Annotated in this window: 12 protein-coding genes; 8 read left to right on the top strand and 4 right to left on the bottom strand. The window is 30.6% G+C overall.

What is annotated here, in order from left to right:
* Positions 1-5: 5 nt before the first annotated feature.
* The 3 genes from NHF47_RS10165 to NHF47_RS10155 form a co-directional block, all read right to left on the bottom strand.
* The gene (locus tag NHF47_RS10165) at positions 6-632 is read right to left on the bottom strand and encodes a hypothetical protein (RefSeq protein ID WP_252764812.1); all 627 of its coding nucleotides are present in this window, start codon (positions 630-632) and stop codon (positions 6-8) included.
* A gap of 390 nt (positions 633-1,022) precedes the next feature.
* A complete protein-coding gene (locus NHF47_RS10160; protein ID WP_252764811.1) occupies positions 1,023-1,433 on the bottom strand; it encodes a DUF2141 domain-containing protein in 411 nt (136 codons plus the stop codon).
* 78 nt (positions 1,434-1,511) lie between these two features.
* Positions 1,512-3,665, bottom strand: coding sequence for a TonB-dependent receptor (locus NHF47_RS10155; protein WP_252764810.1), 2,154 nt, complete (start codon positions 3,663-3,665; stop codon positions 1,512-1,514).
* A 139-nt stretch (positions 3,666-3,804) separates the two neighbouring features.
* Here NHF47_RS10155 and NHF47_RS10150 point away from each other — a divergent pair, with 139 nt between their 5' ends.
* The 5 genes from NHF47_RS10150 (at position 3,805) to NHF47_RS10130 (ending at position 8,252) form a co-directional block, all read left to right on the top strand.
* A complete protein-coding gene (locus NHF47_RS10150) occupies positions 3,805-4,719 on the top strand; it encodes a glutaminase (protein WP_252764809.1) in 915 nt (304 codons plus the stop codon).
* Positions 4,720-4,803: 84 nt separating this feature from the next.
* Positions 4,804-5,334: a plasmid pRiA4b ORF-3 family protein gene (locus tag NHF47_RS10145; protein ID WP_252764808.1), complete on the top strand. Its 531-nt coding sequence runs from the start codon at positions 4,804-4,806 to the stop codon at positions 5,332-5,334.
* 173 nt (positions 5,335-5,507) lie between these two features.
* Positions 5,508-5,786, top strand: a complete 279-nt coding sequence (locus tag NHF47_RS10140) for a four helix bundle protein (RefSeq protein ID WP_308219273.1) — start codon at positions 5,508-5,510, stop codon at positions 5,784-5,786.
* 63 nt (positions 5,787-5,849) lie between these two features.
* Complete coding sequence (locus NHF47_RS10135; RefSeq protein WP_252764807.1) at positions 5,850-6,908, top strand: nucleoid-associated protein; 1,059 nt, start codon at positions 5,850-5,852, stop codon at positions 6,906-6,908.
* Between the two features lie 258 nt (positions 6,909-7,166).
* On the top strand, positions 7,167-8,252 hold the full coding sequence (locus NHF47_RS10130) for a serine hydrolase (RefSeq protein ID WP_252764806.1): 1,086 nt from the start codon (positions 7,167-7,169) through the stop codon (positions 8,250-8,252).
* 63 nt (positions 8,253-8,315) lie between these two features.
* Here NHF47_RS10130 and glyA read toward each other — a convergent pair whose 3' ends face one another.
* Complete coding sequence (gene glyA, locus NHF47_RS10125) at positions 8,316-9,590, bottom strand: serine hydroxymethyltransferase (RefSeq protein WP_252764805.1); 1,275 nt, start codon at positions 9,588-9,590, stop codon at positions 8,316-8,318.
* A 110-nt stretch (positions 9,591-9,700) separates the two neighbouring features.
* Here glyA and fahA point away from each other — a divergent pair, with 110 nt between their 5' ends.
* From fahA to NHF47_RS10110, 3 genes are all read left to right on the top strand, one after another.
* Positions 9,701-10,984: a fumarylacetoacetase gene (fahA, locus tag NHF47_RS10120; RefSeq protein WP_252764804.1), complete on the top strand. Its 1,284-nt coding sequence runs from the start codon at positions 9,701-9,703 to the stop codon at positions 10,982-10,984.
* Between the two features lie 81 nt (positions 10,985-11,065).
* Positions 11,066-11,935: a nuclear transport factor 2 family protein gene (locus tag NHF47_RS10115; protein ID WP_252764803.1), complete on the top strand. Its 870-nt coding sequence runs from the start codon at positions 11,066-11,068 to the stop codon at positions 11,933-11,935.
* Between the two features lie 95 nt (positions 11,936-12,030).
* Complete coding sequence (locus NHF47_RS10110) at positions 12,031-13,212, top strand: hypothetical protein (protein WP_252764802.1); 1,182 nt, start codon at positions 12,031-12,033, stop codon at positions 13,210-13,212.
* The last annotated feature ends 5 nt before the right edge of the window (positions 13,213-13,217 follow it).

The raw sequence follows: 13,217 nt of genomic DNA, 5'->3' as shown, positions 1-13,217 counted from the left end.
TTCTATTATTTCTTACATTTAGCTAATTCTTCTTGCGCTCTATCTAATCCCCAAGTTGGATGAAATGGCGTTTCCGGTTTAAAGTTAGCAAAAAGTTCTATTGATTTTTCTAACTGTGCACACATTGGTTTAGTATCTTGTCCAAAATAGCTCGCCATACCTATTTCAAAAGAGGCTTTTTGGAATACTACTCTTGGGTTTTCAGGAGCAATCTGATACGCTTTATTATAGATATACATAACATCTCCTGATAATTTTTGACCGTTTACCATTGGGTCATATACTATCCAACCAGTGTGAATCATAGCTTGCATCACTAAAACTTCTGGATTATCTAAAGCTACTCTATTCATTTTATCTTGTGCTTTTTGAGCTTCTTCAAGCAACGCTTTTACTTTCACTTTATCATTCATGTAACGAAACGATTGTACGGTATTAATAAAAGCGATATAATAATTGGGTAACCAATTGGCCTCATCTACTGCTGCAATTCTTTCAAAAACAGCGATAGCTTCTGTAGGTTTATCATTTTTCCAAAGTTCTAAGGCTTGTTGCATGCCCTTTTCATATTGTGCTTGTGCGGTTACAACTGAAACAATAAAGAAAGTGATAAGGGTGATAATTCGTGTCATGATGTTTAATTTTAAATTGTTAATAATTGATAACTGTTCGTTTTTTTTAATTGTTATTGCTTTTTGATAGAACAAATTTCGGTCAGTTCCTTGTATTTTAAAATTGATACTTACCGAACTGTTGTTTTTTGAGGATGAATTGTATTTTTTAAAGAATTAGAAATTAGGAATTAGGGCGTTTAGAAACCCTTTTTGTTTTTTATTATTAGCTTTAAGCTTCTAAATAGTATCTTTTAGCATTACATCATTTGCTTTTAGTATTAAATTATTTACTTTTAGTTAATATTTATTTACTTTTAGTAATAAAAAATATACTTTAAGTATCAACATATTTACTTTTAGTTAATAATTATTTACTTTTAGTAAATAAACAATTGCTTTTTGCTGCTTTTAATCGATTGTAATGTGTAGGGTTGTATCTTCTTTTACAATAAATTTGGCATCTGTATATTTTGGAGGTCCAAAAGATCCTTTGGCATTATTCGAAGATGCATACGCTTCTTTTGGAATACCAAAGAAATTTTTATCCATCTCGTTATTGTTATTTTCATCATGATAAATGGAAACGGCATACTCCCCTTTTTCCAAATTTTTAAACATTACTTTAGCTTGGTTGTTTTTTATAGAAGCATCCAAACTCAGAAAAGTTACTTTTAAAAAAGAAGTTTCAGATGTATACAAGCCTACTTTTACTTTTCCCTTATTATTCTTAAAACCGGACATATTTACTTCCAGAGAATAGGTTTGTGCATTTAAATAACCGCACAGTAATAGACATGCTGCAATAATTGTTGTTTTCATATGGTATTTATTTATTTTATTTACTTTATTTTGATTTATTAAAGACTAAGTACTAGGTAGTAATCACTTAATACTGATTTACAAATTATTCAAATTATTGGTTTTCTTATTATCGCTAATTGTCCAAAAGAAACCTACAAAGAAGAATTGATTGGCTGGTTGAGTTACGGCTTGTCTTTGAAACTGACCATTACCATCTGGAGTATTTGCATATTGATATCCAAAAATATTATTCGCATTTAAGACATTGGTCACAGAAAAGAATAAAATCTTTTGTTGGGAAACTAAATACGCCCAACTCAAACTTAAGTTATTGAATGATTTAGTTTTTTCATTCATAAAATCAGTACTATTTGGATTGTTATAAGGTCTTCCAGAATTAAACGTATAAGTCGCACTTATTTGTGATTTTAATTGGTCAACCCAATATTTCGTAACTACTGAAAAGTTGTGATTGGCAATAAAACTGGGTGTTACTTCTTTTGAATAATTCTTATAATCTCTTTCCGAATCTATGTAGGAGTAGGAAATCCAGTAATCTAAATTTTTAATGGTTTTATTATCTCTCCAAAACAAATCAATTCCTTTGGCATATCCATAACCGTTATTGTTGTAATTGCTGTCATAAGTAGCCAAGTTTCCATCATATTTTACTAAATCGGCATATCGTTTATAATACGCTTCTGCACGCAACATTCTTTTGTCTTTGTTGTACATATAATTGAATATATAATGTTGGGTCTTCTCATAATCTAAGTTGGTATTGAACTTTAGATAGTCTTGATTTGCCGTTTGATTGAAATTACCATAAGCCATAGAAAACTGACTATTTTCGGCTACTTTATAAGCAAATGAAACTCGTGGTTCAATGGTATAATCTGAAATTAAATTACTTTTAGAAGAACGCAATCCTACATTCATGGCTACTTTTTTAGAGAAAAAGATTTCTGCTTCTGAAAACAAGGCAGTCATATTATTTTGGTATCCATAGTCAAAACGGTTCGATGCAGCTGGAGTAAAATTTTCATCGAAATTCGTATGGAAAACATCCCCTCCAAAGTTTAACTTTATTCTATTGGTAATCGTTTGACGAAATTTCAACTTATAATGTAACGCTCTTTCGTTATTTTTAAGTACATCATTGGCAAGATTCAATTCATTTTGGCCATAGCCAAAACCAAAACCGGTTTGTAATTGCAAATTATCATTTAAATAGCCTTTATAACTGGTATTAAAATAAAAGTTTCTATTTTGAATGGCAATACTTCTTTTAGCATCAAAATTGACCTCTTTTTGATTGATATCGAATGTCGTATAATCAAAAGCACCATATACTTTTAGTAATCCATTCTTAAACTTTCTACGATACACACTCTCGCCAGAATAGACTTGAACGGGTTTATTCCAATCTATTTTTTGAGGTACAAGTACTTGATACGGAGCAAAATTAAAATATCCTGCATTAAAGGTTAACGAACTCTTTTCCCATTTTTGGGTATTTCCTAAACCAACACCCAAAGACATAATTGAAATATCAGTCTGACTTTGTACCGGTTCATTGATCGTATTTAATAATAAAACACTTGATAATGCATTTCCATATTCGGCACTGTATCCTCCCGTTGAAAAAGTAACGCCATCAAACAAAAAAGGTGAAAAACGACTTCGTGTAGGTAAATTATTTGCCGTTGCGCCATAAGGTTGCGCCACACGAATACCATCTACAAATGTTTGGGTTTCATCACTTTCTCCACCTCTCACAAAAAGTCTTCCGCTTTCACCCACCGTTTGCGTACCTGGTAGTGTTTCTAAAGCGCCAATAATATTACCTACAGAACCTGCAGTAGTAACAATATCCAAAGGCTTTAAGGCTGTTGTTTTACTATTATCTCCTGCTTTAAATGTTCCAGCAGAAACCACTACAGCATCTAGGGTATTTACATTTTCTTTCAAAATATACTTTTTAGGCTGATAGTTTTCAATCGTAATTTTAAGAATTAGAGTTTCATAAGACAAAAAACTAATTTGAAGAATTTGTGCCCCTGATACCGTTGTTTCAAATTTAAAATTTCCTTTTTCATCTGAAATACCTCCATCATAAGTACCTTTAATAAAAATATTAGCACCATATATAGGTTGACCAAATTCATCTTGAACAGCACCTGTAATTTGAGTTTGTGAAAAACCGAATAAAGAAGTGAAGCATACTAAAAGTTGTAAAACCGTTTTCATTTTTAATTGTTGTTTAATTAATTTGATGAAGCAAAATTGAAGTATTGCTAACGGCTTTTCAATTTAATTCTACCCAACTGTAATTTTTCGTTACCGAATTGTAAGCAGAAACATTTTAGTACATTTACCAAAAAAAGAAATGGAATACCAGCAAATTATCAATTCAATATATAATGAAGTGCTTCTTTTGGAAAATAAGGGCACCGTTGCAGATTATATTCCGGAACTTGAAAAAGTAAATTCTAATAAATTTGGTATTGCCTTAATAGATAATCATCAAAACAACTATTCCATTGGCGATGCCAAAGAAAAATTTTCCATACAAAGTATTTCCAAAGTACTCACAACCGCGCTTATTTTTTCTAAAATAGGGAACGATTTGTGGCAACGTGTGGGTTTTGAACCCTCTGGGAATGCTTTTAATTCTTTAGTACAATTAGAATATGAAAATGGCATTCCTAGAAATCCCTTTATAAATGCAGGTGCACTGGTTATTGCAGATCTCATGTTATCTCATTTTGATAATCCTAAAGCTTATTTTTTAAACTTCATAAGAGAATTAGCCGAAAACGAAGCTATTGATTATAATGAAACGGTAGCTCAATCTGAGAAAGAACATGGCTTTCGCAATGCTGCATTGGTAAACTATATCAAATCTTTTCACAATATTACTAATGCTCCTGAAGATGTACTTGATTTCTATTTTTATCAGTGTTCGATTGAAATGACCTGTGAGGATTTAGCCAAAGTATTTCAATTGTTTTCTCATAATGGTATGATCCCCAAAAGTAAAACCAAGTTTTTAACAACCAGTCAGTGTAAAAGAATGAATGCCTTAATGCAAATGTGCGGTTTTTATGATCAAGCAGGAGAATTTACGTTTAAAGTGGGATTACCAGGTAAAAGTGGTGTTGGTGGCGGTGTTGTAGCCATTTACCCGAATCATTATACTGTAGCGGTTTGGAGTCCAAAATTGAATAAAAAAGGAAATTCTTATTATGGTTTAGAAACTTTAGAACGATTAACAACAATTACCGAAGCCTCAATATTTTAGAAATAATGTTATCAACAATACTAAAAACCTAAAGCAAAAATGGCAAATAATCCTTACTTTTGCGTTTCCTAAAATTTCAAGATTATGATTTATAAATTCCGAGCAATACTCGATGCAGAAGAAGATATTTTTAGAGATATTGCTATAGAAAAAGAAGCTACGTTAGAAGATTTACACAATGCATTAGTAAATGCTTTTGGCTTTGATGGTACTGAAATGGCTTCCTTTTATACATGTGATGAAAACTGGAATCAGGAAGATGAAATTCCTTTGTTTGATACGGGTGATGTTCCAGGAGAAATGCGAATCATGAATAATTTTATATTAGAAGATAACTTAGACCAACATCAAACTAAAATTATTTATGTATATGATTTCTTCAATATGTGGACTTTTCTTGTTGAGTTAGCAGCAATAGAAGAAAAAGTAGACGGTGAAACGTATCCTGCATTATTATATTCTCATGGCCAATTACCTTTAGATGCACCCGATAAAACATTTGAAGCAGATGATTTTGGTTCTGATTTTGAAGACGATTATGATGAAGACGATTTAGATATGTTTGATGGAGATGATAGTTTTGAAGATTTTGGTTTTGAGGAAAATTGGAATTAATTTTTAAGGTTTAAAATTGTTCATAGGGTTTAAGAATTTAAAGTTGTTCTAATGGCTACAATAAAAAGATTTGAAGATTTAGAAATTTGGATTGAAGCTAGAAGACTTTCTAAAGAAATTATTATAATTTCCAAAACTCTGATTTAAAAAATGATTTTAAATTAAATGCTCAAATTAAAAGTGCTTCTGGTTCAGTAATGGATAATATTGCAGAAGGTTTTGAGCGAAATGGAAATAGAGAATTTATCCAGTTTTTATCAATAGCAAAAGGTTCTGCTGGTGAAACTCGTTCTCAAATTTATAGACTTTTTGATAACGATTTCATAAATGAAAACAAAATGAATATTTTAGTTAATGATTATGAAAAGCTAAGTATTAAAATTCATAATTTCATTAGTTATCTTAATAAAAAAGAATTTAAAGGAACTAAATTTATTACTAATAATGGTTAAAGATAATACCACAATTTTAAACTAAATTAAACAATTTTAAACCATTATTAAACTTAAAAAAAAATGATAAACTTATTTAATACACATATAGAAAACCTTTCTGTTCACAGAGTAGGTAACAAAAGTAGAAATGAAAGCACCTTTTTGTCTGAAACCCCATACGGTTTGAATGATGAAATCATGCCTTTATTAAAGGAATATTTCTTTAAACCTTTTCGTGAAAAAGAAGAGAATTATTATCAATTTGCTCATGAAGTAGATTTAGAATACAATGAAATGTTCCAATTGGCTTCTCAAGTTTTTAATAATCCATCGGAAATTCATGAGGTTTCTAAAAAGATAACCCAACATCTTTTTGAACAATCCAATCATCCTCATATCAAAAATGGTGAAGTATATGTGACCTATTTTACGAATGTTTCCATCGATAATAATACAGTGGATGCAATAGGTGTTTTCAAAAGTGAAATTCAAACGGATTTCTTGCAATTTGAAGAAAATGGCAACAATTTGGAAATGATTTTACAACAAGGAATCAACTTAAACAAATTGGACAAAGGATGCCTTATTTTTAATTATAAAAAAGAAGAAGGTTATAAAATTTTAACCGTAGATAGTAATCGATATGATGCACGCTATTGGTTAGAGCATTTTTTATCGGTAGATGTTTTTCAGGATGAAAATTTTATTACCAAAAAATACTTGAAATTTTGTCAAGACTTTGCTAAAGATGTGGTTTTACCAGCCGAAGACAAACAACAAGAAGTTTTATTCATGAATAGAGCTGTAAATCATTTTGCTAAAAATGATGAGTTTGAAGAAACGGCTTTTTTAAATGAAGTGATGCAAAATCCGGAATTCATTCCTGAATTTAAAAATTATAAAGTAGACAAAGGAGCCAAATACAGTATTGAAGATGTTTCTAATTTTCCTATTGCCAATGCAGCTGTAACAGATGCTAGGAAAAAAATGAAAAACACCATCCAATTAGACACTAATATTCAAATTAAATTAGATTTTATTAATCCTGAAAGTGCCGAGAAGTTTGTTGAAAAAGGTTGGGATGAAGAAAAGCAAATGTATTATTATTTGGTTTATTTCAATAAAGAACAAAAAAGTTAAAAACAAATTAAAATCCTCAATCTAAGAATTGAGGATTTTTTTTATTAATTAATTTGACTCATCACTTTTACTAGTACAACACTAACCATTCATTTCTATGCTCCTAATAGTGTAAAAAATCACTTTAAAATTATTCGCATCAATAAAAAAGGAATTCTTAACCATTATCATGTTTCTTTTTTTTAAAGTTTTATATATTTGTCAGTACAAGTATTTCAATAGCACTACGAAAATAAAATAGTAGTCAAATAGTATAACATGAAAAAATTGTCTCCCATATTACCCATTGCTTTCCTACTAATTATGGTAAGCTGTAACCAATATAAAAACAATTATCAGTTAACTGAAAAAACAATTTATTCTGAAAGTGGTAATCTTCATATGTTAGATTCACTTTTAAATGACCTTTATAAAGAGGATAAAATAAATGGAACTGTTTTAGTTTTAAAAAACAATCATCCCGTTTTTGAAAAGTCGTATGGTTTTGCTACGGCAGATAAATCCAAACTATTAACTAAAGAATATCAATTTATCATTGGTTCCATTTATAAAGAATTTCCAGCAGTTGCCATCATGCAACTAGAAGAACAAAAGTTATTACAATTACAAAATCCGATATCTAAATACCTATCCAATTTACCTGAATGGGGAAATTCCATTACGATTCAGCAACTTTTACAATATACTAGTGGACTACCAACCATAAATTGGAACTTACTTTTTCAAAACAATGGTAATCCTACAGAAAAAGATGTTTATGAATACATTCAAAAAATTGATCATTTAGAATTTCAACCTGGTACTGATTATTTATACACCAATTGCAGTCCGTTGTTACTCATTAAAATTGTTGAAAAAATAACGAATAAAAAATTTGACAAATATCTAAATGACCGTATTTTAAAACCATATCATATTAATGGAATCGCTTTAAAAGATCAATTTCCATATAAGAACCCATCCTTAATGGCAATGCCATTTAATTATGACTATATTCCTGATAGTTTTAAATTATCTGTTAAAAATTTGTTGTTTGTAAGTAAAGCCAAATCATTAGGAGAATGGTTTTATAAATTGGATCGTTACCATATTATTTCTGAGAAATCCTATAAAATTTTAGCTAAAAAATTTAAAGCAGAGGATGATTTTCAAGCTCCATTAGGGAATGTTATCTATGATGATAAAGGAAATCTTTTGGAACACACCCATCATGGATCAAGTGGTAATTATGAATGCTTAGCAAGACATTTTATACAAGAAGAATTAACAATTATTATTCTGACGAATCAGAAAAAAAGAAATTTATACGAACTTTCGAATCTTATAAAAGAAGTTTTAAAATAATGCAATAAAAAAAGAAAGACTTTGAAAGAAGTCTTTCTTTTTTATTTAATCGAATTCTTTGGATTAAAAAACAAACATGGCTCTTTCTCCCATAAATTCATTTACTTCTTCTGCTACTTGTTCTAAAACAGCTTCATCAGTGAAATTAGTAATTACTTTATCAATTAAAGCTACGATTGTTTCCATATCTTCTTCAACCAAACCTCTAGTAGTTATTGCTGGTGTTCCAACACGTATTCCAGAAGTCACAAAAGGAGATTTATCATCAAAAGGAACCATATTTTTATTTACTGTAATTTCTGCTTTTACTAATGCATTTTCAGCTTCTTTACCCGTAATATTTTTATTTCGTAAATCAATTAACATCATGTGATTGTCTGTTCCACCAGAAATTAAATGATACCCTCTTTTAACAAATGCAGCTGCCATAGCTTGAGCATTTTTTTGAACTTGCATGGTATATCTAAAAAATTCATCCGTTAAAGCCTCTCCAAAAGCAACCGCTTTAGCAGCAATAATATGCATTAAGGGTCCTCCTTGATTTCCAGGAAATACAGCCATATCTAATACATGTGACATCATTCTGATTTCACCTTTAGGTGTTTTTAATCCCCATGGATTTTCAAAATCTTTGCCCATCATAATCATTCCTCCACGTGGTCCTCTCAGTGTTTTATGAGTGGTTGTAGTTACAATATGACAATGCGGAATTGGATCATTTAACAATCCCTTTGCTATTAATCCTGCAGGGTGTGAGATATCGGCTAAAAGGATTGCTCCTACACTATCTGCAATTTTTCTAAAACGCTCAAAATCCATATCTCTAGAATAAGCCGAAGCTCCAGCAATAATCATTTTTGGCTTTTCTGCAGAAGCAATTTCTTGAATTTTATCATAATTCAATCTGCCCGTTTCTTGTTCTACTCCATAAAATACTGGATTATATAATTTTCCAGAAAAATTTACTGGAGAACCATGTGTTAAATGGCCACCATGTGACAAATCAAACCCTAAAATCTTATCACCTGGCTGCAAACAAGCTGCAAAAACTGCAGTATTTGCTTGTGAACCGGAATGAGGCTGCACGTTTACATATTCAGCTCCAAAAAGAGCTTTTGCTCTATCGATGGCAATTTGTTCTACAATATCTACTACTTCACAGCCTCCATAGTAACGTTTACCAGGATAACCTTCAGCATATTTATTAGTTAATACAGATCCAGCTGCTTCCATTACTTGATCACTTACAAAGTTTTCTGAAGCAATTAGTTCAATCCCATGAATTTGTCTGTCTTGTTCCTCTAGAATAAGATCAAAAATTTGTTCGTCGCGTTGCATTTCTTAGTAATTCGTTAAAATTTATTCAAAATTACAAAAAAGGTTTGTTAAATTAGCAGTAAAGTTTATATTTGGTGTATAATTTTTCAACAAAAAACTAACAAATAATTATGCCAAATATAGCCAATGATCCTACTAGAAAATCTTGGATAGAAGTTCCAAAAAATAGTGACTTTCCTATTCAAAATATTCCTTTTGGGGTTTTTATCACTAAAGAAGATGTCATCACTATTGGGACTAGAATTGGAGATTCCGCAATTGACATGGGTGCTTTACAACAATTAGGATATTTTGAAGGTATTGACCTTACGGATGATATGTTCATGCAAGATACTTTAAACGATTTCATTTCAGACGGAAAAAAAACATGGCGATTGGTTAGAAACCGATTAGCTGAAATTTTTGATTCAGAAAATGCTATTTTAAGAGATAATGAAAAACACAAAGAAGTCGTCATTTTCGATGTAAAAGATATTGAAATGTTATTACCTGTACAAATTGGTGATTACACTGATTTTTATAGTTCAAAAGAACACGCTACTAATGTAGGTAAAATGTTTCGTGATCCAGAAAATGCTTTACTTCCAAACTGGCTTCATATTCCTGTAGGATATCATGGAAGAAGTTCAACGATTGTTCCTAGCGGTGTTTCAGTTAGAAGACCAAACGGACAAACACTTCCTGCTGGGGAAACTGAACCTGTTTTTGGACCATCAAAATTAGTTGATTTCGAATTAGAAACTGCCTTTATTACAACAGATGCGAACTTAATGGGAGAACCTATCCCTGTAGATCAAGCAGAAGAATACATTTTTGGAATGGTGTTGTTTAATGATTGGAGTGCACGTGATATTCAAAAATGGGAATATGTGCCTTTAGGTCCGTTTTTAGCCAAAAACTTCGCTTCTTCTATTTCTCCTTGGATTGTAACTATGGATGCATTAGAAGCTTTTAGAGTGAAAGGTCCTGAACAGTCACCTACTCCATTGCCATATTTACAACAATCGGGAAAAAATGCATTTGATATACATCTTGAAGTGGCTATCCAACCTGAAAATGGAGAAGAAACTGTAGTTTCAAAATCCAATTTCAAATACATGTATTGGTCTATGGCTCAACAATTAGCACATCATACAATCAATGGTTGCCGTATAAATTCTGGAGATATGATGGGAAGCGGAACGATTTCTGGACCTACACCTGATTCATTTGGTTCTATGCTGGAACTTACTTGGGGTGGAAAAAACCCTATTCAAATGAAAGATGGTAGCGAAAGAAAATTTATTAACGATAATGATACCGTAATCATTAGAGGATATTGTGAAAACAAAGACTTGCGAATTGGCTTTGGTGAATGCACTAGTAAACTACTTCCAGCAGTTGTTATTAAATAGTTTTTAACTTTTAATTGATATAAAATAAGGACAATTTGATTAAATTGTCCTTATTTTTTTGTCTACTCTAAATTCGAATTCATGAAACAAGTACTATTTATTTTTTATATCGGTTTTATCAATATGCTTTTTGCACAAAAGCCTTGTGAAACGAACCCAAAGTATGCTGAATTTGACTTTTGGATTGGAGACTGGACTGTCTACAATCAACAAAATACAATTGCTGGATTTAGTAAAATTTCTAAAATATTAGAAAATTGTGTTATTCTTGAAGAATGGACTTCTGCAAATACTTTAAAAAACGGAATGCATTACTCAGGAAAAAGCTACAATACTTTTGATAGTAGTTCAGGTGAATGGCAACAATGTTGGGTCGATAATGTAGGTGGAAGTACTGAATTTCTTCATGGAAAATATGAAAATAAAGCTTTGGTTTTTACCACAGATTCCTTTAAAAAAGATACTATAAACGATGCTAAAAGACGATTAACCTTTTTTAATTTAGAAAAGGACAAAGTAAGACAATTGGGAGAAATTTCTTTAGATGATGGAAAAAGTTGGACAACAGAATACGATTTAGAATATCGAAAAAACACTTCTCCAACGGAAACAGTTGTTACTGAAATGTTTGAAAAGCTTATGCACTCTTATAATATAGGTGATGTTGAAAATTTAACGAACTACTATTCTAAAAAAGGAATTATTAAAGGTTACAATACAGAAATAATAGGAAAAGAAAACATCCATAAATATTGGGTAGATTTAAAAGAAAAATTAGGCGGAACTTGGAATTTAAATTTAAAAAAAATTACAGCACATGAAAATTTGATCTGGGCACAAGGAATATCAATCATTACAGACTTAAAAAGGAATACTCATCAGGTAAATTTTACGCTTATTTTAATTCAAGAAAACAATTCTTGGAAAATATTTCAAGATACCTATTGGTAATTGGCATCCTTTTTGTTTTAAGAGAAAAAAAACAAAAAGATATCCACTAGGAGAAACCTCCTAAAAAATTTTATCTTTGCCTAAATGATTTATTTATGAGAAAAATTACTTTTATTATTTTATCACTTGTTCTTGTTAGTTGTGGGGTGAAACAAACCCAATCCATGTTGAGTAATGGAAATTATGATGGAGCTATTGAAAATGCTGTCAATTCTCTAAGAACAAACAAAACTGCAAAAGGAAAACAGGATTATGTGTATTTACTTGAAGAATCGTTTGCGAAAGCGAAAGCTCGTGATGAATCCAACTTAAATTTATTAATTAAAGAAAATAATCCAGCAAATTATGAGCGAATCTATAATTTGTACACCCAATTAAGAAACCGTCAAGAAAGAATTAAGCCATTACTTCCATTACCTCTATTGAAAGAAGGTAGAGACGCCATCTTCCCTATGGAAGACTATTCAGATGAAATAATCAGTAGTAAAAATAATTTATCGGGTTATTTGTATGCTAATGCAAAAAAATTAATGACTTCTAAAAATAAAATGGATTTTCGTCAAGCTTTTGATGATTTAAGCTATTTAGACCAATTGAATCCAAATTATCAAGACGTAAGAGCCTTAATGGATCAAGCACAATTAAAAGGTACTGATTTTGTTCATGTGTATACTAAAAACGAGACCAATCAAGTAATTCCTGCGCGTTTACAAGACGATTTATTGGATTTTAGCACTTATGGAATCAATGATAAATGGACGGTTTACCATAATAATCGTCAAAAAAACATCAATTACGATTATGGAATGATTGTAAATTTTAGAAATATTGCCATTTCTCCAGAACAAGTAAAAGAGAAACAGTTTATCAAAGAAAAACAAATTAAAGACGGTACCAAAACACTTTTAGATAATAATGGAAATGTGGTTAAGGATAGTTTAGGCAACCCAATTAAAGTGGATAATTTTAAAACCATTTCTGTAAGTATTTATGAGTTCACTCAATTTAAATCTTGTCAAGTAACTGCAAAAGTAGATTATATTGATTTTAGAAACAACCAATTAATTGATGCATTTCCTGTAACTAGCGAATTTGTTTTTGATTATATTTATGCCAATTACAATGGTGATAAAAGAGCTTGCGACGATAGCTATTATCAATATTTTGATCGCAGAGCAGTCCCTTTCCCTAGTAATGAACAAATGATTTACGATACTGGTGAAGACCTAAAAGCCAAATTAAAAGCAATTATAACTAACAATAAGTTTAGAAAATAATTACC

The sequence above is a fragment of the Flavobacterium sp. NRK F7 genome, assembly GCF_024054195.1.
GTDB lineage: Bacteria > Bacteroidota > Bacteroidia > Flavobacteriales > Flavobacteriaceae > Flavobacterium.
Note: the sequence above shows the minus strand (reverse complement) of the source record. Positions and strands in the feature narration are given on the sequence as shown.

What these genes read in the sequence shown, in the direction of transcription:
- NHF47_RS10165 (WP_252764812.1), bottom strand. Translation starts at nt 632, where the DNA reads ATGACACGAATTATCACCCTTATCACTTTCTTTATTGTTTCAGTTGTA.
- NHF47_RS10160 (WP_252764811.1), bottom strand. Translation starts at nt 1,433, where the DNA reads ATGAAAACAACAATTATTGCAGCATGTCTATTACTGTGCGGTTATTTA.
- NHF47_RS10155 (WP_252764810.1), bottom strand. Translation starts at nt 3,665, where the DNA reads ATGAAAACGGTTTTACAACTTTTAGTATGCTTCACTTCTTTATTCGGT.
- NHF47_RS10150 (WP_252764809.1), top strand. Translation starts at nt 3,805, where the DNA reads ATGGAATACCAGCAAATTATCAATTCAATATATAATGAAGTGCTTCTT.
- NHF47_RS10145 (WP_252764808.1), top strand. Translation starts at nt 4,804, where the DNA reads ATGATTTATAAATTCCGAGCAATACTCGATGCAGAAGAAGATATTTTT.
- NHF47_RS10135 (WP_252764807.1), top strand. Translation starts at nt 5,850, where the DNA reads ATGATAAACTTATTTAATACACATATAGAAAACCTTTCTGTTCACAGA.
- NHF47_RS10130 (WP_252764806.1), top strand. Translation starts at nt 7,167, where the DNA reads ATGAAAAAATTGTCTCCCATATTACCCATTGCTTTCCTACTAATTATG.
- glyA (WP_252764805.1), bottom strand. Translation starts at nt 9,590, where the DNA reads ATGCAACGCGACGAACAAATTTTTGATCTTATTCTAGAGGAACAAGAC.
- fahA (WP_252764804.1), top strand. Translation starts at nt 9,701, where the DNA reads ATGCCAAATATAGCCAATGATCCTACTAGAAAATCTTGGATAGAAGTT.
- NHF47_RS10115 (WP_252764803.1), top strand. Translation starts at nt 11,066, where the DNA reads ATGAAACAAGTACTATTTATTTTTTATATCGGTTTTATCAATATGCTT.
- NHF47_RS10110 (WP_252764802.1), top strand. Translation starts at nt 12,031, where the DNA reads ATGAGAAAAATTACTTTTATTATTTTATCACTTGTTCTTGTTAGTTGT.